Genomic DNA, 23,077 nt, shown 5'->3' on the forward strand with positions numbered 1-23,077 from the left:
AGTCTTTGTAGCAGAAGCATTTTCCCTGATTCGGAGCCCCGATGCACCTCAACTTCGTGAGATATCCGGGTTAGCCGGTCGAGTGTCCGATATCGCCTTGCCAAGTTCCCGCAGGCTCAAATCCGCAACGCGTTGCGCTTTTGCTGGATCGTCACCAACATGCGCGGCAACCCGCATATAAAGCTGCGCAGTTCGCATCGAAAACGAACACTGCTCCGAAACCCAAGCGTCCCATTGACCATGGGTGACGGTCGCCTTTGCCTCATGCAGGAGCCGTCCACATTCGATCGCGTGTCTCACGCCTTCCCGCTTCGCTTGCTCGACTGACGCGTGGGCTGCGTTGATCGCAGCGGCGATGTTTGATCCGTTGCTCATTCGGCTGCTCCCTTCGGCAGATAGCCCTTGGCCTCAAGGTCGCCCACTATCAGCTTCTCGACATACGCAGCGACCGTGCGCCGGTCTGCCTTGGCGGCATTCTCCAGAGCCTCTTTCACGATGGGCTCGATCCTAAGTCCCAATGCCGCTGTCCGTGCCATGCCGTCTCCTTGTATGCGATTGTTAGCATAAGTTAGTTGACGGTTAACCGCCACCGTGCCACATCTGCTAACGTTGTAACACAATGCTAGAGGATTACAATCATGCCGAACACCACTGTTCGGGCAGCCGCCGAAGGTATGCCCGATATCAACCGCCGCCGCCTTCTGCTTGGCCTCGCGGCTACTTCAACCGCCGCTGCCGCTGCGGCGGCCTTGGCTGCCGCTTCAACGATCATCGACGCGACCGCGGCGCCGTCTGTCGCTGACGCGATCCCAGTTACGCGGACGAAAACCAGTCTCGATGCAATGCTGCTGGAGCTCAAGGGCGCGAAACCGAAGCGGTGCAGGTCGATCCGGAGCCCGAGCCCGAGGCGGATCGAGTATGGCGTGCGAGGTACTGGGGCAATCTTAGCGTGAGCGACGATGAGCTTGAGCGGAGGTACGGCGCGCCAACATGGGCGGTGTTGTGCTACCCGACGCATGCCGAGTGGATCGAAGACGATGCGCGGCTGACCAGACTGGCGCAGGATGGGCGATTGGCGAGTCCTACGGCGCGTCAGGACGCGCGGGAGCCGCATCCCGGTCCATAAGACCAGCCAAGGGCGAGATCGCGTCCAGCGGCTCGCCTGCGTTTCAAAATTCAACCCCAGGCGCTTGCCAAACGGCCAGTTTCCGGCCACGGCCCGCCTAAGAACGACATGGCAGGGAACCGATTTAACAAGCTCTGAGTTTCAATTGTTAACCCAAGGTGAAAATCTTAGGGAGCAAGTATGGTGCTGATTTCAAGTGCATTTTTCGGCTCAACGGCGACCGTTCCAGCATTTGCGCAGGCGATTGAGCGCCAGATCTCGGCGGGGAAGCAATGTCGCTTGTGCCCGCCGCTCACCAATGGCGAGGGCCATCCGACAGGCACAGCTAGTAGGGACACCATCGCCGGCAGCGGCAGCGTCGGCGACCACGGCACCGGCAGCGTCGGCGGCACCGGCAGCATCAGCGGCAGCGGCACCGGCAGCATCGGCGGCAGCGGCAGCATTGACGGCAGCGGCACCGGCAGCATCGGTGGCAGCGGCAGCATTGACGGCAGCGGCACCGGCAGCATCGGTGGCAGCGGCAGCATTGACGGCAGCGGCACCGGCAGCATCGGCGGCAGCGGCAGCATTGACGGCAGCGGCACCGGCAGCATCGGCGGCAGCGGCAGCATTGACGGCAGCGGCACCGGCAGCATCAGCGGCAGCGGCAGCATTGACGGCAGCGGCAGCGTCAGCGGCAGCGTCGCGCGCTGACAACGGCGGGCAATAGCGGCAATGTTAACGCCGGATTCGGCAACGGTGGCGAAGGTCCTGCCGACGAGATCGAGATTGCCTGAGTCATGACCTGACCGCGATCAGCGCCGCGAACGCATCGCGGGCAGCCTGTCGATGCGGAGCCAGCCGCGCTTCGTGCTCAGCGGGCCAGCTTGCCGGGATGTAGCGGTTGATCGCCGCCTCGACCAACGCACGCGAACCACGCAGATCGCGAACCAGCGCATTGGCCTCAACCTTTCGCCGACCTTGACTGGCGATGTAGTTCCGGACGTAGGGCTTGCGGTGATCGGGGTGACCCGGATCGCCGAGGTCCTTGCCGCTGCCGGTCTCCAAGTTCTCGATCCAAGGCAGGCCGAGGTCGCCGATCTGCTCGCGTGTCAGACCGATGCGCTCGACGCGGATCGGCGACGGATCGAAGTCGACGCCCGCCGGCCCGCTCCAGCTCATGGGCGACAATCTCAGGCTGACGCTGCATGTCTTGCAGCGCTCAACCTATGACGGCGGCACAGAAAATGCAGGGGTGTCAAAGATTGTTGGAAGTCGCACAGACATGCTGAAAATCGCGGCCGCCATTATTAGTGCTTGCAACTCCTGGCTTCCTCCGGGGAGCAGTTCTGGTTCCCGCAGGCGTGTCGCGTTGGAGCAGTCCATGCATGCCGATATGATCACCTTCCCTGAAACCTTCTAGGGGAGATCCCTGCCGCAATACGTCCATTGCCCCAGTCCAACCAAGTTGGCCGCGGCCCGGAATTGGGTGAACCTCATCCGCGCCTGCTGTACGCCAAATGCCAGCCGGCCTCTGATGTTTTTTGAAGCTCAATGCTCTTCAGTACCTGTACTAGTGAAGTCCAACGGCATAATTGCATTGTAAGACCATCGATGCTCGTCTAAGAGGAACGGTGGTCAAGTCCTGCGGGGGGCTTTAATGAAATTCGCCGAATCAATTTCGGCTCGCAATCGAATTGCATGTTGTTTTCTGGCTGTGCTGTTGGCGGCAGCAGCGTGCTCTCTCAACGCACTCGCTGACACCTTGGCGCAAAACGGTGCAATGATTGCCGGCCGCGCATCCGTCGTCGACGGAGACACAATCGAAATCCACGGGGAACGCATCCGCTTCAACGGCGTCGACGCTCCGGAATCTTCACAGCTGTGCCTGAACGACAAAGGTCAGAAATACCGCTGCGGATCCATCTCGGCGAAGGCGCTCGATGACTTCCTCAGCAAATCCTCACCTACGACATGCGAGTTCGTCGAGCGCGACCGTTACGGCCGCTTCGTGGGCAACTGCTACCGCGCGGACGGTTCCAGCGTTCAGGAATGGCTTGTGGCAAACGGCCTTGCTCTGGACTGGGTACGCTACAGCGGCGGAGCCTATGCCCAGCTGCAGCTACATGCCCGCAAACAGAATTTCGGCTTGTGGTCCGGCACGTTCGAGAACCCTTGGGACTGGCGTGCCAACAAGCGCGCCCCGGCGGTTTCCGCACCCCTCGCGGGATTGCCCACCCAAGGCGGCGGAGGCTGCAAGATCAAGGGAAACGTCAGTGCCAAGGGAGAACGCATCTTCCATGTTCCCGGGCAAGCGCATTATGAGCGGACCAGGATTTCGGAAAACCAGGGCGAACGGTGGTTCTGCACAGTAGACGAAGCCGTCGATGCAGGATGGCGTCCAGCCGCCCGATAGCAGCATCGCCGTTGACGCGGCGACAATTAAAAAACCCAAAACATAGTCTCGCGGGGGTGAGCGTTTGGCAATACGATTTGAGAGCCTGAACAAGCTCAGGGACAAAGTCCTTGAGGCAAATCATGACTTCAGGTCAGGGGCGCAGGTATTCCCCAGCCTCAACGTCGACAAGATGGCAAAGGACCTCGACCTTGTAAATGAAGGCAAAAGACGCGGCGCGCTGAACCAGCCTCCGAAAACAGCAAAACCTTACGACGACATCGAGTACACCGTCATCGAGAGGGTGGAGGAGGAAAAGAAAACCTCCCAGCAGGCCGTCGAATCCGACCTCCAACTGTTTGCGGGCCGGCTTGCCAGCCTCGACTTCGAGGACCAGTTCAGCCTGATCAGCCTGGCGAACTCGTCCAGCGTCTCCGACTTCAAAGCCGAAGTGGCCGTTGGCGTCGACGAGCTCCACGGCCTGAGAAAGGCGCTCAACGACGCGGAACGGGAGCATACCTGGTTCAAGGACAAGCATAAACTAATCCGCGCCGCACGCATTCCCGAAGGGGGCGCACACCTGCTCAGGGTGTCGTTGCTGGTGTTCCTGTTCCTTGTCGAAACCGGGATGAACGGCAGCTTTCTGGCCAAGGGAAACGAGCAGGGCTTTTTCGGCGGCATCATCGAGGCGGCGGCATTCTCCTTCGTAAACATCGGCATTGCCCTGCTGGCATCGATCTATTGCGCCCGGCTCGTCACCCACAAATCCTTTCCCGTCAAAGCCATCGGAGCCGCGGCAATTGCCGGCTACGTGGTCCTTGCGCTCGCCATCAACCTGGCATTGGCGCACTACAGGGAAGTCACAGGATCGCTCGCGGACGGGGCGGGAAACCTCGTGGTCAGCAACATGTGGGCCAACCCGGCCGGGCTAACCGACATCAAATCATGGCTGCTCTTCATGATCGGAATGCTTTTCTCGATCATCGCGTTCATCGACGGGTGGTTCGTGCTCGACCCGTATGTCGGGTACGCGGGCGTCGAAAAGAGGCGCAACTCGGCGAGGGAAAACTACAAGGACGGGAAGGGCGAACTCATCGAGCGGCTTCAGGACGTCCGCGACGAGCACAATGACAAGGTCAAGGAAATCATCAAAGGCCTCGGACTGCTGCAGCGGGAACACCGCGCAATCGTCGAACACAGGGGTAAGCTCCTCTCCCTTTTCGCAGAGCACCAGAACCATCTCGAACGCGCGTGTAACCAGCTTCTTTCCAAGTACCGCGAAGCAAACGTCCAGGCGAGGGGAACACCGCCTCCCAAATACTTCTCGAACCCGTACCACCTCGAAAAAGTGAAGCCGAAGGTCACGGCCGACGGCGAATGGGGCGACAAGGAATTGTCCGCTTCGATCAGGGATGCGCAGGCGAAACTCAACGAGGAGGTCCGCCTGATCGGGCAAGAGTGCCAAAACGGCATCGCGGCATATCAGGAACTCGACAGGCTTCACCCGGACAAGATCGATGGCTAGGCGTTACAGCAGGAAAAAGAAGAAAACCAGCATCGGTACGGTTCTGGGGGCGGGTGCCCTTGGCCTGCTGTCCCTTGCCATGGGCATCGGCTTCGTGTGGATGTGGTTGCGGACGGATCACACCGTGACCGTGGAGGGCACCAACTGCCCCGCGGCAGGCGCAACCAGCGCAACGGTCGTGATCTTCGACGCGACCGACCAGCTCTCGCCAACGACCTTGAGCGACCTGAAGAACCAGTTCAGGGACATCGTGGGCAGCGTCGAGAAAGGCGGCTACCTGAGGGTGGTCAGCCTGTCAGGTAAACCCGGCGACATCCCGCTCATGTTCGAAGCCTGCAATCCCGGCGACGGTTCCGATATCGACAATTGGACAGGCAACCCCGAAATGGCACGCAAGAAATGGAAAAAGGCGTTTGACGAACCGCTCGACAAACTGCCCGATGTCATCGCGAACGGAACCGGGGCCATTCAGTCGCCGATCATGGCGGCGATCCAGAAGGTGAAGCTGACAGTCTTTGACGGCGAGATCGGGGCAGGGCGGCCGAGCAGGCTGTTCGTTGCCTCCGACATGATCGAGCACACGGAACTCTATTCGCAATACAAGGCAGGTCCCGACTACGAAAAATACGCCGGGAGCGTTGCCGCGAAAGAGTACCGGACGCCTCTCGGCGGGGTGGATGTCTCGCTCCTCTATGTCGAGCGCCCCAACCGGAAATTCGAGTCCCTTGCCCATGTCGAATTCTGGAAGCAGTGGGTCGAACGGCAGGACGGGAATTTCGTAAACGTGATCAGGCTGGCGGGCCTCAACATGGCGGGGGCCGAACAATGAGGACGAAGAAACATCAAGGTCTCTTGTCCCATCCCTACTTTCCGATGGGGGTTTTTGCCGCCTTCACGATCGGCGGATGCTTCTTCATTGCGGTCTCGAAATGGTTCCGGGTCGACCCCTTCCTGTCCATGTCCGTCCCGATCCTCCTGATGCTGACCTACTTGGCACTGTCAACGATTACAGGGAAGCTGCGGCTGCATGACGAGCAGACGGGCGACAACCTTTATTACATGGGGTTTCTTTACACCCTCTCGAGCCTTGGCATGGCGCTCTACCAGTTCAGCTCCGACGCCTCCACCGACGCGGTCGTCAAGAATTTCGGCATCGCCATCACTTCAACTATTACGGGCATCGCACTTCGCATTCTCTACAATCAGATGAGACGCGACCCCGGCGACATCGAACGGTCCGCACGCCACGAACTGGCGAATATGACAAGGCGGGTCCGGGCGGAGATGGAAAACGTCACCAGGGAGTTCTCCGACTTCCGTCGGGTGAGCAACCAGATGCTGGAGGAAGGCTTCGACGAGATCGCAAAGCAGGCCGAGCGCAACGGAGAGCATATCAGGACGATCCTCGACAAGCTCGCCATGGAAGCCATCAAGCCGATTCAGGAAGCCGCAGGAAAGCTGGGCAGCGCAATGCAGAGCAATTTCGACCAGATCGAGGGCCAGTTCACCGCCGTCGCCAAGAGGGTGGAAACCGCGGGAGACCTGCTTGAGAAGGCGAATTCCTCGATGTCTACCTCGGTTGACAGGCTTGGGACGCAAGCGGATGTCGTAGCGGCCAAGCTCGAACGCGTTGTCGTGCCCGAAGAGGTCCTGAAAAACGACCTCGCTCCCATGGTGAAGGCGTTGGGGAATGCCGTCGCCCAGTACGCCGTCAAGACCGAAACTGCCTCCGTCGAGCAACAGTCGCGGATGGCGGAAATCGGCAACGTTTTGCAGGGGGTGGCAAACACCACGGCAAAAGCACTCCATGTAGTGGGAGAGCATTCGGAAAGGGCGGCAGCTGCAGCGGAAAAAACTGCCGAAGCGGTCAACAGCCAGCAGCAGCTGATTGAAGTGCTCGCAAGGGTGGTTCAGAAACAAAGCCAGGACACGAACGACCTGGTCGCCAAACTTCTGGCGGGCAGGCAGCCCAACGCTTACGAAACACGGCCCACTACCCAGCCCGCAGCAGCATTTGCCCCAACCACAGCCGGTCCAAGTATCGTGCCTGGTGTCGCCTTGCCCAGGCCCGCTCCCGAACCGGTGGCGGTTTTCCAACCGCTGGATGGCGTGTTGCCGCCCGCTCCCGCAGAGGCCTCGCGCATCAAAGGGTGGTTTGGCCGATGAGCACGCCGGGCGACACGTCCGTCAGTTACGAACGCAAAGGTTACGGCCGCGGCCTGATCCTTGGCCTCACCATGGCCGAGACGATGCTGCTGCTGGTCTTCTGCCTCCTGCTTGCGGCAGGGGCGATCATCGCAAAAAAGGAAAAGGAGGCCGCGGCGGCCGAGAGCTGGGCCATTGAGGCGACGAAGAAAGCCCGGATTGCCGAAGCCCAGGCCGCCAAGGCCAAGAAGGAAAATGAAGCACTTCTCTCACGGGTAGCCAAGATGATGGAATCGGCGACTGGCGGTAGGATACCGGATGAGGAATGGCGCGAACTGGTCAAGGCGAAACAGGATGTCGAAAGGATCGAGGAAACGGGCCTGACAGTCGAAGAAGCCATCAAGCACGCCCCCGTGACCAAGGTCATCAAGGAACACGCGGTAGACGAGAAAGCCGCAAGGGAGCTTGTCCCCGCCGTCAAAACGCTGGCCGAGCAGGGGATAACAGCCGAACAGACTGAGAAAATGGCGTCTTCCATGGCGGTGCTGCGCGACAGGGGCTTCACTGAGAAGGCCGATCCCGCGGCCGATCTCGCTGCTGCCCTGGACAAGGCCGCCGAAGAAGGGAATTCAAGGCCGCACAAATGGCCGCCCATCATCAGCATGAGTGAGCTGGAGGGCTACAACTTCAAGGTCGGCAGCGCGGAGTTGTCGGACACGTTCAAGATCAAGCTACGCCAAAAGGCCTCGGAGATCGCAGGGAGGGCGAAGGAATACGGCGTCGACATCATCGAGGTGATCGGACATACCGACGAGCAGGCCATGTCGGGATACGCGTCGAACTTGGACAGGGGATTAAAACCCGTTCTGGACGGCCAGAAGCCCATCGGCTCCCTGCATCCCGCCGACAACGCAGGTCTCGGCCTCGCACGCGCCATTTCGGTCGCCGAACTGCTCGGAGGCATGCCCGAACTCAAAGGCCTGACCATCCTGCCAATGTCGGGCGGCCAACTGATCCTGCCCGGAGACCAGCTTACGGACGGTGCGCAGTCAGGAGACGTGAAGGCCAGGCGGCGGATTGAAATCCGGGTCCGCAAAAGATCGGAGCAACAAGCGACAAAGGCCGTCGTTCAGCAGACTCGCGACGGGTAGCGTTGAATCCGCTCTCGGCTCCCGACAACTTACCTCGTTTCTTTGGCCATGGCATTTAGCGGTCCGAATTCTTCTGCCCGCGGCCGTTACCGGCGAACGAACTGAAACCCTTCCGTCGGAAGGATGGCAACATTCCACCCTCGAGGTTAGTTGAGCATCAAGGGGCGGTTGAGAACTTGCCGAGTCCGCGCGCCGGCGGGCCGGCATGCGGAGTTTTTTTCTGCCTTGAGAAAAACGGTTTGGGTGGAGCGAATTTGCGCCACGGCGGTCGCCGGCACATGAATGCCTATCTGGGTCCGCGCCCAGATGACTTGAACTACCAAGGCATGAAAAAACGGCGACGGTCATAGTTGACCTCACGGCATGCGATTTTTAGGCTGGAGGCCGACGATCGGATATCGCGAATCCTAGCCTTGTTGGCCGGCCGATCTCGCACGTCAAAATCGTCCCCACTGACTTGGTTTCGAAAATTGACTAGCGCGGAGTTGAGACGAAGGTCTGAATTCTTGACCCGGTCTGTTACAAAACGCGACAACGAACCAATATCATGAAGTGTGCAAACCGTTTCAGCGACGTCGTCAGAATCCGGGTTTCCTTCCGCTGACCACGCACGGCCAGCATGCCCCACACATTGGTCGATCATCGATTCCATCTCGACGAGTGTTTGGCTGATCTGCTGGGTATTCTCGGTGTAGCGATTTTGGAGGGCTAGCGCGAATACGCCGACGACACCTGTCCCAAGGCCGCTAAGTACCGCGATGACTACGGTCTCAGCGATTTCGGCCATTGGCCGCTCGCTGCATATGGAAGCGTATGTCGTCTACATAGACCTTGAAACCACCAGTTGCCTGGAAGGTCATTCGCGCTAGAAGTTCCGTCGCCGGAACCTTCAGCTTTCTTACCAAGCCCCCAAACGCCTCCTCCAAAAAGGATGAAGGATATCCTCTCGCACCATCAAGAATAATCTCAACGCGTTGGTAGTCGCGCAGTGCCGGAATTAAAACCTCCTCCCGGAACTGCTCACCGGACGCCGGGCCATCCGTGTAGTAGCGGCCGCCGGGTGTTTTTGAAAATTCCTCCGCCACGTCAATCGTTTTGGTGTCTAGAGCAGATTGGCTCATCGGGTGATGCTCCACTCGATCAAAGTTCCGCCAATGGAGAGGGCATGGTTATGTTTTTTGACCGATTTCGTCACACTATCATATGTGGCTTCGCCGGTCCCGCTTACAATCCGAAGATAACTCGAGTGGTGGTCGAGGATTCTCATCATCGTTGGCAGGCCATTGCCACGCTCGGGAAGGCCAGTCCTGCTTCGCCCGAACTCCATCGCAGCCGCGATCATTTCAGCGTCATCTGCATATCCGAGCCTCAGCGCCGGTCGGATCGTTTCCCAAATCCCAGACCGTGGCAATGTATGCGGTATGCCCACACCAAGATCAAACACCGCGGCAGTTAAAGTTTTCGTGACACGGTTGAACGAGCCCGACATGAACCAAGTCCCCGGCTCCACGCCAAACCATTGATCTGGTTCCGTATATGCGTGCTGTTTGGAGTTCTTAAGTGCTTCTATGAGTCCATCGTAGATGAAATTTTGAGCGTGAATTTCTCCAGAGATTTCGGTCAGATGCTCAAGCAGATCGTCGCATTTCGTCCCTACAACGTCCGTATCCATTCGGTACTTAAGGATGGCTACCTCTGATCGCGTGTCATCAGGGTCGGAGGCTTCAACATTTGGTGTCTGGAGGAAATCGAAAAGCCCCATGCTCCGAAGAACGTGACCGACGCTGGGTTCCCACTTCTGCTGCCGTGTAGCAGTCAACCGCCGGCCGACAAATCTCTGCCAGCGAAAAAGTTCCGCAGCTAGGATTAGGGCTGCAGCTGGCGAAACAGATTTCAAATTTGCAAAATCGATCGCCGGCGGAATTTGACCTGGGGTCCCTATCGCGGTAAATTTGATATCGCAAATGGGCAAAAAATCCTGCGACCGAATCGAAGTTCGACCTCAGCGAGAAAATGCGAGGAGGCTGCAGGAAGTCGAACAGTCTTCGGCGGGCTCCGCGGCCTATGAAGGCATTCGGCATCAGCACGTCAGTATCCGGCTTCGAAAATCGCGATTTCGCCGGCTCGACGGGTGGGGCAAATACAACCGGAGGCTTGTCGCGGAAAAAGCGGGTTTTCCTCCGCGCTTCATTTGCGGCCCGTAGCACATGCCACATTTTGACATCGAACGTGTTTCGCTTCAAAAGCAGCTTATCCCGGTTGGAGATCCCGTGAGTAGAATCGAGCGTATGGTTTGCTTCTACACCGTCCGCGCTGTGCACGTGAAATATTCCGAGCTCGCCGCCGCGGAACTTTCGGTGCAGCCGGTCAATGCGCGCCGCTGTCTCGGTCAGGTTAGTCCTTTTGTTTTGCGCCATTCGTACCCCGCCCGACGTTCGCGCGGCTGGCACCTTGGCAATCGCGCCGCATTCCGGCCAAAGCAGCCCGCTGGCGCGCGATCAGGCCGGGGCAAGCCAATGTTGGGTTGTCGACGGTGGGGCGGAGGCTTTCGGCGACGCCGGCGGCAAGAATGGGCCATGGCGAGGCCGAATCGTCACCATCCGCGCTGCGCTGGGGGAAGTCGTGTTCGCCAAGATACGTCAACGTTTATTTGACGAATGTTCGATGGTTTGGGCTAAGGGAGCATCTAAGTGCTTGAAATTGCTGGTACGCCCAAGGGGAATCGAACCCCTGTTCCCGCCGTGAGAGGGCAGTCGGATTTTTGCAAGTGTTTCATGTCGCACCCATGTCGCATGGACCTGCCGACAACTTCTGTAAGTCATTGAAAATAAACGGTAGCCATTTGCAACATGATGCGACATGACAAGAGCAGCGGTGGCATTTAAGCTATTGATTTTGTTGGTGATCCCGACAGGAATCGAACCTGTGACCTACAGATTAGGAATCTGCTACTCTATCCCGTTGGGCTCGGGAACTAGCGGCCCGACACATAATCGCGTCGGCAGGGGCAGGTCATGGGACCATACGGAACGATGCGGGAAGACTTCTGATTTCGGCCCACGAAAAAGTCAATGAAATCAACATTTCTAGGACGCCCTCCGGGCCCACCATACAGTCTGCTCGATCTCCGGGTTTTTCACCCGTCTCAGAATGGCGTCGACATTTCCGTAGGTTAGCACCGAGTAGTGGGCAACAATTGGCTGAGACGCCGCAGTGAGCGCCGAAATCACCTAGCTTTTGGCCATCCGTCTCCGTCAGGCGAATCCCGTAGCCAAGTGTTTGCCAAAGCGATGGTTGGCGTTGCGAGTTAGATGCTTGAGGGAGGGCGTCAGAAGCCGAGGAGCGCAGCCTGGCTGGTCCAGGCGTGCGGCAGCAGGAAATCGGCCGGATAGCGATCGTTGGCGAGAATCCCGCCGACCTTTGCGGCTGCGAGGACCACGGCGTCGGGCCTGGTTTCTGTCATCCAGCGATGCACGGCGTCCTGATTTCGAAGGTCGAGAACGTCGCGCGGAGCCATTAGGACCTCGCAGTTTTCCTCCTCCAATCGCCGCGCCACAGTCGAGCCGACCATGCCGCGGTGGCCAGCCACGAATATCCGTTTTGCGTCGAGCCGATAAGTGTAGTCCATGACCGGTGGCCCTCTCTAGACGCTACTGTCCATGTGCCAGCTCTCTCGCTCCAGACGTTTGAGATCGGCGGCCACCATTTCCGCCACGAGGTCGCTGAACGTCGTCTTAGGCGACCAGCCGAGCTTTGAGCGGGCTTTTGCCGGATTTCCCATCAGGAGATCGACGTCCGTCGGACGGAAATGGCGTGGGTCGACTCGGACGAGGATCTCTCCTGTCTTGCCATCCCGGCCGATCTCGTCCACCCCCTTACCTTCCCAGACGATGACGCGGCCGACTGCCCGAAAGGCACGTTCCACGAACTCGCGCACCGAATGGGTTTCGCCCGTGGCGAGGACGAAGTCGTCAGGCTCGGCGTGCAGAAGAATCCGCCACATGCCCTCCACATAGTCGCGAGCATGCCCCCAGTCGCGTTTCGCGTCCAGATTTCCAAGATAGAGGGTGGACTGAAAGCCTCGCTGGATACCTGCAACCGCACGTGTGATCTTGCGGGTCACAAACGTCTCGCCGCGCGTGGGGCCTTCATGATTAAATAGTATGCCATTGGAAGCGAACATTCCGTACGCTTCACGGTAATTGATCGTGATCCAATAGGCATAGAGTTTGGCCGCCGCATAGGGAGAGCGCGGGTAGAACGGCGTCTTCTCCGTCTGGGGCACCTCTTGGACTTTGCCGAACAGCTCGGAGGTTGACGCTTGATAAAAGCGCACCCGCTCTTCCATCTTCAGGATGCGTATGGCTTCAAGCAGCCTGAGTGTGCCAAGGGCATCGGCGTTGCCGGTATATTCCGGCGTCTCGAAGCTTACCTGGACATGGCTTTGGGCCGCAAGATTGTAGATTTCGGTAGGGCGCGTCTCCTGAATGATGCGAATGAGATTAGTCGCATCGGTCAGGTCGGCGTAGTGGAGAAAGAAGCGTGCGTCCGGTTCGTGCGGATCGACGTAGATGTCGTCGATGCGTTCGGTATTGAAGGAGGAGGATCTGCGTTTCAGTCCGTGGACAGTATAGCCTTTCTCCAGCAGCAGTCTGGCAAGGTAGGCACCGTCCTGACCGGTCACACCAGTTATGAGCGCAATGCGATCTGTCATCGTGCCCCATCCAATCGTTGAGGGCCGTGGTGGCGCCGTCGACCGACGGTCCGCCCCCGCACTCCTCAAATGAAAGGCGAAAGCGCTTTGTTCGACCAGAGTGTCATTGTGGGAGGCACGCCGGCAAAGGAGGTAATCCCCACCGCTCAATGCCCGTCACAGCTACTTCCCGTGCGTCCCCTTTCTGCTTGGCTAGCCTCGTCGGACGTAGCCGCCCTGCCGCGAGCCGTCAGTTCACAAGCGCTTGCGCCACCGCTTCTCCGCGAGCTGCTTGCCGCCCATGCTGCCGTCGGCAATGCCGAACATGTGGGTCGTCTGACCAGTGCGGCGCGGGCCATGCCGGCTGAGAAACGTTCGCGTCCAGCCTGCATCTCGGGTCACCTGGCAAGCGTGGCGTCGGGGCGCTTGTTGCCGACGATCCCCGCCACCGACGGCGGCTTGTCGAAAGTTCTCGTAAGGCTTGTTATCGCGTCAGCAAAAATGACAATTCGTGGCCCGCAGGAGAAACATGGAACAGGGTGTACCCCTGGCCCTTTATCGCTTCCACTGTTCGGTAGGTTTGCTCCACCGGAGTGCGGTGCCACCAGTGGTGAAACTCGACGAGAATCTGTCTCGGTAAGACATCAGATCCAAGCACCTCTGGAAGGACGTCGTGCTCTGCCCCCTCAACGTCGAGTTTCAGCACATCGATAGTTGCCAGTCCGAGCATATCCAGGATAGTAGAGTAACGCCTCACGTTGCAGATAATGCTCTTGCCCGTAACCATCTTCGTGGAAAAATTGCTGCGTGTATCATCTTCGGACACAGCAAACGTCTGCTCCCCGTCGAAATTAGATATTCCCAGGGGGTAGATCCGCACAGTGGGGGGTAATTCCTGAGCGGCAATCCAGTCAAGACTGGCCGGAGTCGGATCAAACCCAAAGACCTTTGCGCCGAATACTTTGCTGATTTCCTGATCAAATGAAATGTCGTCCCCTAAGCCAAAGGAAAGAACAATAGGGGATGGAGTACCTAGAAGAGGCTCGACCGCAACCACCCAACCTCCATATACGGAGCCGAGTTTTTGTGTAGGAACAGAGCATTCGGGCCGGAGAAGATGATCGAAGCCTAAGGCCGCTCTTACAACGCGCTTACAATACCGGAGCCAATCTGGATTGTACATCAATAGTGCCTTTGGCTTATTTGTAGTAGCTGTTCCGCTTGACTGCGCCTTCCTCACCATGTCCAAAATGGACAAGAGCGCCAGATGGGTTCAGTCTGGCCCAACGCGGAGCGGCTATCGCCCTGTGAATTCTACATCATTTCCTCCCGCGACCAGAGTGTCATTGTGGCAGGCACTCCAGCAAAAGGAGGTAATCCCCATCGCTCGGCGTTCGTAACAGATGCTGCGGGAGCGTCGCCTTGGGCTCGGCCAACGTCTTCGCCCCGCTGCATAGGAAGTAGCCGCCCCGCTGCGATCGCCGGCTCACGAGTCCCTACGCCGATGCCCTGTCCGAGGGCTGCGTGCCGGCTACTTGCGGAGCCGAAGGAGTGGTGATCCTGTTCGTTGCGGAGCTGAACGCAGGGGAGGGCGGGCCTTCGCGGTTCGAACGAAATTGACCTTGGGCTTCGCCGAGCGGAGCGATCGGGCTTTTTGAACAGCGGCCGCGCGACGTAGTGGGTACTCGAAATGGCAGAGGTAATAGGGCCAGTGGAAGCCGTATGGGGGGCCTTATCCAGCTGCCGGATGCATATTTTTTGATCCGTTGCATTGTGGTAATTCGCCGCTGTTGCGAACCCTTCAGCATGGCTTCACACCAGTTCCTACTGGAGAAGCCCTTTGGCAAGTTCGCGCAAGTCCTGAAACGCAATAACAAGGTATGAGACCAGAAAGCTGCACAGATAGAAGCTTGGTGCGGCGCCGCGCTCCCACCGGAGAAACAAGGCGCCGAGTTCAAGGCTCGGGCGCGTTTGTGCTAGCCATGCCAGGGTCGCGGCCAAGGCGAGACTACCCAGAGCATTGGTCGGGTAATGCAGCCCCAAGTAGACTCGCGCAAGCTCTATCACCAAGGTGCAGGCCAGGGCGAGGAGTCCGAGTTCGAAGCGAACGAGAAGAATGGCGATCGCTAAACCCGCGAACAGAACCGCTCGCTCGCTGGGGAACCCGGGGCTGCCGGCGAACGGCGCTGAGCGCAGAACGGCAGCGTCGCCCAGAACCTCCGGGATATGAAGCCCAAGTGCGGCGTCAAAAATCGGCTTTGGCGTCGTCGGCAGAGTGCCCTGCAGGAAATGCGCGACGAGCGCCGCGAGGACAGCTGCGCAGACGCCGCTCACCAGCCTTGCCCTCGATTCCGGCCTGTCATGGGCGAACCAGCAATACCAAAGCAAGGACACAACTATAGCGCCCTCGGTTGTTGGGTAGACGGCACCGAAAGCGAGCCGGCTGGCGAAGGGCTGATTGCTCGCTACGGTGTTAATGGCCTTTACGAGGGGCCTGTCGATCCAATCCGGGTTAAGGGCCAGGAAAGTCGTACCCACAAAGAGGAGGCAAAGCGCGGCGGCATGCTTCAGGTAATGGAAGTCGGATAGCGTTCGCGCCATCGGTTCGGCCATCTCGAACCTCCTCGGGCTCGGTCTGCGGAACATCCCGCTAACTAAGCGGTTGTAAGAACCTCGCGCTGCGGTGACGCGGCAGAGCTGCCGAAGAAGACAAGATCCTGCGCCCGGCGCAGCGCGTCGCACAGCCGCCCTACCGGAAGCTCGATGTCGTCATAGCCGAGCACCTCGTCGCGCTTGACGTCGCGCAGCAGTCGGCAGCCCTCGGCGAGCCCGATCGGCACAAGCCGCTCGGCGTGCACCGTCGGCGCGTTCTCGCAGAGGCCATAGGTCATGTAATGTCCGAGGCCATCGAGGATCTCTCCGGCACTAAGGTCCCGCTTGGCGGCGGCCAGCACGTCAACGGTCGGCGCGCCCAGGGGCGCAATCGCAGCATCGCGGAAGATCGCGGCCCTCGCCACCGTGAAGGGCACCTCGAAATGACACAGATGATAAGGCCAATAGAAACAGTAGAGCGGCCCGGGGCCCATCTTGTAGAGTGACAGATAGTGTTTCTCGACGGCATTCTCTGTGGTGCCAAGAACGAAGACGCCGGGGTTGGGCGTGGCGCCGACACAATAATCAACTATCCCCGGCCCCTCGAGGAGCTGATTGAGCGGATACCAGCCGACCGCCTCCTGGATCGGGGTCCCGGGCTCGACCACAGGCCCGTACATGCCGCGCTTGGCCACCAGCATGCCTGTGGCGTTAGCGACGATGGCATTCTCGAATGAGATCTTCGTGCCGTCCGCGAAGGAGGTGACCATCGGGGCCTTCATCCCCCATTTCTTGGCAAATCCCTCCTGGGTCGTCGGATTTCGGTAGGGATCGTGCAGGCCCTTGATGTTCCCGCAAAGCACGGGACGTATGCCCAGGCCCCTGACCCAACGGTAGAGGTTCATGATGACGCCCGGCTGATCCCCCTCCACATTGGTGAGGACCACGCCTGCCTGGTCGGCATACACTTTCAGGATTGGGCCGATCGTGCCGTCGAGTTCGGCATTCATCAGGGCGACATGCTTGCCGTGCCGGATCGCGCGCATTGTGACGTGGGCAGCGAACTCGATCGCGCCTGTCGCCTCGACGACGATGTCGATGCCTTCGGCCTCGCAAATGTGCATCGGGTCCGCCGTGATCGCGCGGCGGCCGCTGGCCACGAGATCCTCAAGCGCTTTGGTGCTGGTCGCCTCCGTCACATCGTCCGCGCCCGCAGCGGCATAGGCCTCTCGCGCCTTTTCCACGTGTCTGTTGGAAATGGCTGCGAGTTTCATGCCCGGAACATGTCGCAGCATCTGCATCGCGATGCCTCGGGCCATAAAACCGGCCCCCACCATACCCACGCGAATTGGACGCCCCTCAGCCTGGAGCAACTCCAACTCCCTGTCGACGATGAACATTTGCGTCTCCTCTGTAGCGCTCCCGCAAGTTCGTCGCCGAGAAAGGTCATTCGGCGTAGTCCGGCCAAGTTCGGTCCTTATCTGAGATCACCGCCGGCTCATCCACTGGCCACTTCACGGCGAAAGCAGAATCGTTCCAACGAACACCGCGTTCGGCTGCAGGTGCATAGAATTCGGAGACGAGATACGTGGCCTCGGTGTGGTCCTCAATGGTGAGAAAGGCGTTCGCGCAGCCCTTCGGTATCACCAGCATCCGTTGGTTCGCCGCGGAAAGTTCCACAGTGAGGTGCTGCTTATAGGTGGGCGACTCGGGCCGCAGGTCGATCAGCACGTCGTACAGGCTGCCCCGTATGCAGCGAAGTATCTTGTCCTCGCCATGGGGAGCCAGCTGGTAGTGGAAGCCGCGCAGTGTATGCTTGTGCCTGTTGTATGAAATATTCATCTGCACGACATGATCCGGAAGCCCCTGCTCGGCAAATTCCCGCGAACACCAGCCGCGTGCGAAAAAGCCCCGCTCGTCTTCGAATTTCTGCAGTTCCACCAGGGTGGCGCCGGGAATATCGGTCTTTGTGAAAAGCATCGTAGATCGATTGATCAAATGAGTGTCACGTCGGGTCGCATCTCCGACGCTCTCCTGAGGGTTGCTCGCGCCGGCGGTCCGCTTGTGCGATCGCGGGACGGCATCAGACTTGCGCCGGATGCAAGAGGCGCGAGCCGTGGACTTCATAGCCGATAGGCACATAGGCTAGGTGTGAGAGTGCGCGTCTTACGCTTTCCCGGCGTTCCGGCTTGACCGCGAACATAAGGAATCCGCCGCCGCCGGCGCCGCACAGCTTGCCGCCTTCCGCACCTGCGTCCCTGGCGAGGTCGTAGTGGCCATTGATCGCCGCGTTACTCACGCGGGACGCCAAACTCCGCTTCATCTCCCACCCTGCGTGAAGGACGGCACCGAAGCGTTCTATGTCGATGACGGGCTCCGAAAAGATCTCCTGAAGCATGAAGGCATCGTCCCGCATCCGCCTGAGCGTATCGAGATTGCTTGACGTGTTCGCCTTCTGCTCTGCCAGCACGGAACTGGCCGGTCGCTGATGCGATGTCCAGAACATCATCAGGTTGCTGAAGAGATGTTCGACGGCGCCATTGCGCACCCGCTGCGGCTCGACCGTTACCGCGCCGCCAGGCTGGAAGCGGAACAGGTTCATGCCCCCGAACGCGGCGGCATACTGGTCCTGCTTGCCAATCGGCTCCTTGAGGATGTCCATCTCGATGTGACATGCCTCTTCGGCGAGTTGGCCAGGGGTGACACGTTCTCCCCGGAATGCATGTAGGGCGTTGAGCAGTCCCACCGTGAACGAGCTCGACCCCCCCATGCCCGTCGAGGCCGGCATGTCTCCGACCGTCGAGATGTAAATCGGCGGTTCGATCTCCAGGAAACGCAGGCATTCGCGAGCGATGTTGTTCTTGATCTCCCCTATGGTGTTTACCTGCTCTGTCTGTGAATAGTTCAAGCGGATGGGTTCATTAAAGATCTCGCTGTGACGCTTGACGGTGACATAGATGTACTTGTCCACTGCCGCGCTGAAGACCGCGCCGCAATCGAGATTGTAGAAATCGGGCAGGTCGGTACCGCCGCCAGCAAAACTGACGCGCAAAGGAGTGCGCGTCAGGACGAGAGACGGTAGACGCTGTGCAGCGCGATCGATGATGGTCAGAAGGTCCAGTCCTGAGCGGCGCCCCACGGCTTTGGTATCGTCTAGCTGTTCCATATTTTGCCCTCTCGAAAATCAACGGAATGAAAATTAGGCAACACGCGGCTGTGCGGTTCGCCAGCGCAGCTGATCATCGAGCATCCCCGCCTTGAGCAAATGATCGAGCCAGCGCAGCCGCGTGAAGCGCTTGTCGGTAAAGTCTTCAAATCTAAGTGCGATCGAGCGGAACGCCTCGTAAAGCTCCTGCGCTCCCTTTCGCGCCGTCGACTGAAACTCGAAATCCGGGAAAGTCCGTGAGAACTTGCTGAAGTCCGCCTTGTAGGTCCTTTGGTCCGCGCCCGGCTTCGGTGTCATTGTGAGCTGCGCGCCGGGGACGGCGTCAACGGCGATCTCCGCTATCTCGCGCACCTGAAGATTGAGGCTTTCAACACCCATGTTGAACGCCTCATTGTGGATGTCCTGTAGCGGCGCCTCCAGCATCAATTTGAAATAGCGCGCGACATCCTGGACATGAACCACGGGCCGCCATGGCGTGCCATCGCTATGGACTTCGACGTGTCCAGTTGTGAAGGCGCTGCCCATGAAATTGTTCAGCACGGTGTCGAAGCGCATTCGCGGCGAGAGACCATAGACGGTGCCGTTGCGGCAATAGACGGGCGAGAACCGATCGTCCGCCAGCGCGCGCAGCGCTTCTTCGGCAACAGCCTTCGATCTTGCGTACTCTGTTTGCGGCGCCAGCGGGGCGGTTTCGTCGACGACGGCGGCTTTCGACATGCCATACATGATGCAGGAGGAGGAAAATAGGAACCGCCGGATGCCGGCCGCCTTGGCCATCGTGGCCAGACGAACTGTCCCTTCCGCATTGATCTGCCTCGTCCAATCCGCGTTGAGATTTCCGATCGGGTCGTTCGAGAGTGCCGCCAGATGGATCACCGCGTCAAAGCCCTGGAGATCCGGGGGTTCGATGGCGCGCAGATCCTTTGTGATCTCGGGCACACTGGTATTGTCGGCTCCCAGGGTGCACGCACGAAAATATCCCATGTCCAGCCCGACCACCTCATAGCCCGCCGCCTGCAACACGGGCACCATGACAGAACCGAGATATCCATTGTGTCCGGTGACGAGAACGCGTGTTGGTTCATTCATGTCTGCCCTGCTCCGCTTTCGAAAGGAGTTGACGGGTGAGGTCCAGAAGCGAGCATTGCTCGCTTACTTGCGCATATAGGCAGTCCGCGGCTTCGGCCGCTTGACGGTCACGATCGTCATCGCCGACAAAGAGTGTGCGTGTGAGGTCGAGATCAAAGTCGCGCTGTGCCTGATACAGCATGCCGGGTTTGGGCTTGCGGCAGTCGCAGCCGTCGTCCCAGCCGTGTGGGCAGTGGTAGATCTCCGCGATCTTGCCGCCGACGGCTTCGGACTCGGCGCACATGCGCTGGTGAAGCGCCTCGAGATCAGCGGCGGTCATCGCTCCGCGCGCTATCCCTGCCTGGTTCGAGATGATGACTATGCGGTAGCCGGCCTCGTTCAGAAGGGCCAACGCCTGCTTTGCACCCGGAACCCACTCCCACTGGTCCCATGAACACACATATTGAGCCCGTGGCGGTCTGCAGTTGAGTACGCCGTCCCTATCTACGAGCATGGTTTTTTCGCGCCTCATAAAGCGCTCCGTCGCGGGTAGACGCTCGATCGAGCCCACGCTGTAATAGCGGTGCTCGCTCACGAAGCCGGCGAGGCGATGCTGCGTCGCGAGCGGCGTGTAGATGGCCTCCTCGAAGAGGGTGTCCTCGTCGGGCAGGAGTTCGAGGGCGAGATCGGTCAGTATGGCATAGCTGATCTCGACTCCCTGCAGCCCAGGCGTGGTGCGGAGCCGGTCGAAGACGGTCACATTGTCGTCCGCATCAAGGATCACGCTGCCGCGTGAATAGCCGTCCTTGTTGCTGTAGACCGTGATCATTCCAGGCTTGCCGGCCGCACAGAAGCGTTGCCACAGCCGCTCCATGCGCATCGGCCAGTAATTGTCACAATACAGCAGCAGGAAGCACGGATCTATGAGGTGACGGGCATTGGATACCCGGCTGCTGGTGAGGTCGTCGGGACGGGTGACGGCATATTCGATACTGAGGCCCAACCTGCTGCCGTCGCCGAAGTGGTCCATCACCACATGGGACAAATACCCGAGTAGAAGAAGAACCCTTTCGAACCCCTCCTGCCGCAGCTGTTCGATCTGGTATTCCAAAAAAGGGCGGCCGAGCACCGGCACCATTGGTTTCGGGCGGTCGAGTGTGATCGGCCGCATGCGCGTGCCACGCCCGCCGGCCAGGATGACCGCCTGGCGCGGCCGGCTGTAGGTGCGGCCCTCGACATCTGCCTTTTGCAGGCAGGGAGAGCTCGGCAGGACAATATTCATTGACCGCGCTCCGGTCGGTCGGCGACGAGGTATCGCGTGATGGCATGACAGATCGCGGCGTGGGCGTCCTCGACGAGTTCGTAGGTGCCTTTTTCAGACCGCACCCATACTGGCTGATCGACGAGCTCTTTAAGCGTGCCGCCGTCAAAACCGACAATGCCGATGGTGGCTACCTTCCTTTCGCGAGCGAGTTCGACTGCCCGCACGAGATTAAGCGAGTTCCCGCTGGCTGAAATCACTATGAGCACGTCACCCGGCTTGGCGAAGTTCTCCATCTGGCCGGCAAAGATACGCTCGTAGCCTTCGTCATTGCCGAGCGCCGTCATCCAGGAGACGTTGTCTGTCAGGCCCATGACCCGGATTGGCTGCCTTCCCGAGCGCTTCGTGGCCTTACCGAGGTCATTGACCCAGTGGGAGGCGGTCGCTGCGCTGCCGCCGTTGCCGGCGACGAAGACTGTGCCGCCCGCATCGCGTACGGCGCGCAGCATCTGTATCGCCTCCTGCACGGCATCCGTATCGATCTGCGCCAATGCGATGCACAGCGATGCCAGATAATCCTGCGTGAATTCTTTAGGCTGCAACCAGAGGGCATCATACGCGAACATTTGCGACATCCCACCACTCCCTGATCGATCGCGAGCTCTGTTATGCCACCGTCGATGGCTGCAATAGGTGAGCCATCATCACAGCGTGCGAGCACTTCGAGTTCAATTGCTATTCCGAATGCTATTCCGAACGGAAGCTGGCGGGCGGCGCTCATCGGAGGTACCTAAATCCCTTGTTCTCTCCGTTGCGGCCGGCACGTCGGCAGGCGGCCATATCGGCGTCAAGATCGTCACGGTGTCGCCCGACAACAATGCCGTAGGCAAACCCGCGGTGATGGGGCTTTACCTCCTGCTCGACGGCGGGACGGGCTGCGCATTTCATGCGCTCTTTCGGCACCACGGAGAGAACAAGGGATACTCCTTTTAGCTACCTCCGGTGAGCGCGCCGCCCGCCAGCTTCCCGTTCGGAATAGCAATTGAACTCGAAGTGCTCGCACGCTGTGATGATGGCTCACCTATTGCAGCAATCGAGGGTGTGGCATGACAGAGCTCGCGATCGATCAGGGACACGCGATCGATCAGGGACAGTTGCGCGAGCAAGTGCTTGGGGTACCCGTGCACGCCCTGGGCTTGGCGCAGGCAGTCAACTGCGTCTTCGACTGGGCCCTACGGCGGGAGAGCCGAACGGTTTTCCTGTGCAATGTCCACAGTGTCGTCACCGCCCGCCGCAATCGCGCCCATGCCGAAGCGATGGATAGCGCCGACCTTGTCGCGCCGGATGGAGCGCCGGTGGCCTGGATGCTGAGGCGGCAGGGACACGCGGATCAGCCGCGCATCAGCGGACCGGACCTGATGTGGATTTGTTGCCGGAGGGCATCGGAACTCGGCACGCCAATGTTCCTGTACGGCGGCAGCCCGGGCACCCTCCAGCGTCTCGGAGGGTGCATTCGAACCGAGTTTGCCGGCATAAACATCGTGGGCTCTTACTCACCTCCGCGCCGCCCTCTGTCGGCCGAGGAAGATGAGGCAGTGGTCAGAATGATCAATCAGTCCGGTGCGAGGATCGTGTGGGTGGGGCTCGGATGTCCCAAGCAGGAAAGCTGGATGCAGGCGCATCGCGGCCGGATCAATGCGGTCATGTTGGGGGTAGGAGCAGCTTTCGATTTCCACGCCGGAGACGTCAAGCGGGCGCCGCAATGGATGCAGAAGAGCGGGCTGGAATGGCTGCACCGGCTCTTCCAGGATCCCCGCCGCCTGGCGAGCAGGTATCTCGTGACGAACAGCCTGTTCATCCTGGCTTTGCTGCAGGCGTCGCTGCTTCCCAGGCGCAGACTTCGTGACGGTTAGAGGGAGGCGGAACCAGTGAACACACTCGGACCGCCGTGTTGCTGATCTGCGCCAACTCCTTCA

The 23,077-nt window shown here is 59.5% G+C and carries 24 protein-coding genes, 2 tRNA genes and 2 pseudogenes; 9 read left to right on the top strand and 19 right to left on the bottom strand.

Annotated elements, in window-relative coordinates:
• Nucleotides 1-48: 48 nt before the first annotated feature.
• Both AC0NIE_RS13880 and AC0NIE_RS13885 read right to left on the bottom strand, forming a co-directional pair.
• Nucleotides 49-375, bottom strand: a complete 327-nt coding sequence (locus AC0NIE_RS13880; RefSeq protein WP_473487099.1) for a DUF3102 domain-containing protein — start codon at nt 373-375, stop codon at nt 49-51.
• The gene (locus tag AC0NIE_RS13885; RefSeq protein ID WP_167378858.1) at nt 372-536 is read right to left on the bottom strand and encodes a hypothetical protein; all 165 of its coding nucleotides are present in this window, start codon (nt 534-536) and stop codon (nt 372-374) included. The genes AC0NIE_RS13880 and AC0NIE_RS13885 overlap by 4 nt, the downstream gene beginning before the upstream one ends.
• Before the next feature lie 869 nt (nt 537-1,405).
• Between AC0NIE_RS13885 and AC0NIE_RS13890 the strand changes: the two genes are divergently transcribed.
• The gene (locus AC0NIE_RS13890) at nt 1,406-1,819 is read left to right on the top strand and encodes a hypothetical protein (RefSeq protein WP_474047060.1); all 414 of its coding nucleotides are present in this window, start codon (nt 1,406-1,408) and stop codon (nt 1,817-1,819) included.
• Nucleotides 1,820-1,903: 84 nt separating this feature from the next.
• Here AC0NIE_RS13890 and AC0NIE_RS13895 read toward each other — a convergent pair whose 3' ends face one another.
• Nucleotides 1,904-2,287, bottom strand: a complete 384-nt coding sequence (locus AC0NIE_RS13895; protein WP_474047062.1) for a hypothetical protein — start codon at nt 2,285-2,287, stop codon at nt 1,904-1,906.
• Between AC0NIE_RS13895 and AC0NIE_RS13900 the strand changes: the two genes are divergently transcribed.
• The 6 genes from AC0NIE_RS13900 to AC0NIE_RS13925 all read left to right on the top strand — a co-directional run bounded on the left by AC0NIE_RS13900 (nt 2,286) and on the right by AC0NIE_RS13925 (nt 8,321).
• Nucleotides 2,286-2,528, top strand: coding sequence for a hypothetical protein (locus tag AC0NIE_RS13900; protein WP_473489167.1), 243 nt, complete (start codon nt 2,286-2,288; stop codon nt 2,526-2,528). The two genes, AC0NIE_RS13895 and AC0NIE_RS13900, sit on opposite strands and share 2 nt — an antisense overlap.
• Before the next feature lie 237 nt (nt 2,529-2,765).
• Entirely contained in the window at nt 2,766-3,521 is a 756-nt protein-coding gene (locus AC0NIE_RS13905; protein ID WP_473489166.1) for a thermonuclease family protein, read from the top strand.
• Nucleotides 3,522-3,585: 64 nt separating this feature from the next.
• A complete protein-coding gene (locus AC0NIE_RS13910) occupies nt 3,586-5,025 on the top strand; it encodes a hypothetical protein (RefSeq protein ID WP_473489165.1) in 1,440 nt (479 codons plus the stop codon).
• Nucleotides 5,018-5,854, top strand: coding sequence for a hypothetical protein (locus AC0NIE_RS13915; RefSeq protein ID WP_473489164.1), 837 nt, complete (start codon nt 5,018-5,020; stop codon nt 5,852-5,854). The genes AC0NIE_RS13910 and AC0NIE_RS13915 overlap by 8 nt, the downstream gene beginning before the upstream one ends.
• Nucleotides 5,851-7,191: a hypothetical protein gene (locus AC0NIE_RS13920; protein ID WP_473489163.1), complete on the top strand. Its 1,341-nt coding sequence runs from the start codon at nt 5,851-5,853 to the stop codon at nt 7,189-7,191. Before AC0NIE_RS13915 ends, AC0NIE_RS13920 begins: the two co-directional genes overlap by 4 nt.
• A complete protein-coding gene (locus AC0NIE_RS13925; RefSeq protein ID WP_473489162.1) occupies nt 7,188-8,321 on the top strand; it encodes an OmpA family protein in 1,134 nt (377 codons plus the stop codon). Before AC0NIE_RS13920 ends, AC0NIE_RS13925 begins: the two co-directional genes overlap by 4 nt.
• A gap of 316 nt (nt 8,322-8,637) precedes the next feature.
• On the opposite strand, the gene AC0NIE_RS13930 is transcribed toward AC0NIE_RS13925, so the two are convergent.
• The 16 genes and pseudogenes from AC0NIE_RS13930 to AC0NIE_RS14005 all read right to left on the bottom strand — a co-directional run bounded on the left by AC0NIE_RS13930 (nt 8,638) and on the right by AC0NIE_RS14005 (nt 21,736).
• Nucleotides 8,638-9,108, bottom strand: coding sequence for a hypothetical protein (locus tag AC0NIE_RS13930; protein WP_473489161.1), 471 nt, complete (start codon nt 9,106-9,108; stop codon nt 8,638-8,640).
• Nucleotides 9,092-9,442, bottom strand: coding sequence for an STAS-like domain-containing protein (locus AC0NIE_RS13935; protein WP_473489160.1), 351 nt, complete (start codon nt 9,440-9,442; stop codon nt 9,092-9,094). The genes AC0NIE_RS13930 and AC0NIE_RS13935 overlap by 17 nt, the downstream gene beginning before the upstream one ends.
• Nucleotides 9,439-9,993 (bottom strand): hypothetical protein, encoded by a 555-nt coding sequence (locus AC0NIE_RS13940; protein WP_473489159.1) that lies wholly within the window; start codon nt 9,991-9,993, stop codon nt 9,439-9,441. Before AC0NIE_RS13940 ends, AC0NIE_RS13935 begins: the two co-directional genes overlap by 4 nt.
• 52 nt (nt 9,994-10,045) lie before the next feature.
• Nucleotides 10,046-10,738 (bottom strand): hypothetical protein, encoded by a 693-nt coding sequence (locus AC0NIE_RS13945; protein WP_473489158.1) that lies wholly within the window; start codon nt 10,736-10,738, stop codon nt 10,046-10,048.
• A 287-nt stretch (nt 10,739-11,025) separates the two neighbouring features.
• A tRNA-Glu gene (locus tag AC0NIE_RS13950) sits at nt 11,026-11,121 on the bottom strand.
• Nucleotides 11,122-11,220: 99 nt separating this feature from the next.
• Nucleotides 11,221-11,296 (bottom strand) — tRNA-Arg (locus AC0NIE_RS13955).
• A 398-nt stretch (nt 11,297-11,694) separates the two neighbouring features.
• Nucleotides 11,695-11,949: pseudogene (locus AC0NIE_RS13960) on the bottom strand (NAD-dependent epimerase/dehydratase family protein); the annotation flags it as partial.
• Nucleotides 11,950-11,964: 15 nt separating this feature from the next.
• Entirely contained in the window at nt 11,965-13,035 is a 1,071-nt protein-coding gene (gene gmd / locus AC0NIE_RS13965) for a GDP-mannose 4,6-dehydratase (RefSeq protein WP_473489157.1), read from the bottom strand.
• A 463-nt stretch (nt 13,036-13,498) separates the two neighbouring features.
• Complete coding sequence (locus AC0NIE_RS13970; protein WP_473489156.1) at nt 13,499-14,071, bottom strand: FkbM family methyltransferase; 573 nt, start codon at nt 14,069-14,071, stop codon at nt 13,499-13,501.
• Nucleotides 14,072-14,838: 767 nt separating this feature from the next.
• On the bottom strand, nt 14,839-15,627 hold the full coding sequence (locus AC0NIE_RS13975; protein ID WP_133254760.1) for a phosphatase PAP2 family protein: 789 nt from the start codon (nt 15,625-15,627) through the stop codon (nt 14,839-14,841).
• A 41-nt stretch (nt 15,628-15,668) separates the two neighbouring features.
• Nucleotides 15,669-17,006, bottom strand: coding sequence for an NAD(P)H-dependent oxidoreductase (locus AC0NIE_RS13980; RefSeq protein ID WP_473489155.1), 1,338 nt, complete (start codon nt 17,004-17,006; stop codon nt 15,669-15,671).
• Between the two features lie 46 nt (nt 17,007-17,052).
• Nucleotides 17,053-17,586 (bottom strand): dTDP-4-dehydrorhamnose 3,5-epimerase, encoded by a 534-nt coding sequence (gene rfbC, locus AC0NIE_RS13985; protein ID WP_473489154.1) that lies wholly within the window; start codon nt 17,584-17,586, stop codon nt 17,053-17,055.
• A 103-nt stretch (nt 17,587-17,689) separates the two neighbouring features.
• On the bottom strand, nt 17,690-18,772 hold the full coding sequence (locus AC0NIE_RS13990) for a GHMP family kinase ATP-binding protein (RefSeq protein WP_123147937.1): 1,083 nt from the start codon (nt 18,770-18,772) through the stop codon (nt 17,690-17,692).
• A gap of 33 nt (nt 18,773-18,805) precedes the next feature.
• Nucleotides 18,806-19,861 carry an NAD-dependent epimerase/dehydratase family protein gene (locus AC0NIE_RS13995; protein ID WP_473489152.1) on the bottom strand — a complete coding sequence of 352 codons (1,056 nt, stop codon included), beginning with the start codon at nt 19,859-19,861 and terminating at the stop codon, nt 18,806-18,808.
• On the bottom strand, nt 19,854-21,122 hold the full coding sequence (locus tag AC0NIE_RS14000; RefSeq protein ID WP_473489151.1) for an HAD-IIIA family hydrolase: 1,269 nt from the start codon (nt 21,120-21,122) through the stop codon (nt 19,854-19,856). Before AC0NIE_RS14000 ends, AC0NIE_RS13995 begins: the two co-directional genes overlap by 8 nt.
• Nucleotides 21,119-21,736, bottom strand: coding sequence for an SIS domain-containing protein (locus AC0NIE_RS14005; RefSeq protein WP_473489150.1), 618 nt, complete (start codon nt 21,734-21,736; stop codon nt 21,119-21,121). The genes AC0NIE_RS14000 and AC0NIE_RS14005 overlap by 4 nt, the downstream gene beginning before the upstream one ends.
• Nucleotides 21,737-21,914: 178 nt before the next feature.
• Between AC0NIE_RS14005 and AC0NIE_RS14010 the strand changes: the two are divergent.
• Together AC0NIE_RS14010 and AC0NIE_RS14015 are read left to right on the top strand one after the other, a co-directional pair.
• A pseudogene (locus AC0NIE_RS14010) lies at nt 21,915-22,037 on the top strand (bifunctional Delta(1)-pyrroline-2-carboxylate/Delta(1)-piperideine-2-carboxylate reductase); the annotation flags it as partial.
• Nucleotides 22,038-22,207: 170 nt separating this feature from the next.
• Nucleotides 22,208-23,014, top strand: a complete 807-nt coding sequence (locus AC0NIE_RS14015; RefSeq protein ID WP_473489149.1) for a WecB/TagA/CpsF family glycosyltransferase — start codon at nt 22,208-22,210, stop codon at nt 23,012-23,014.
• The last annotated feature ends 63 nt before the right edge of the window (nt 23,015-23,077 follow it).

The organism is Mesorhizobium sp. WSM4842 (assembly GCF_055901575.1).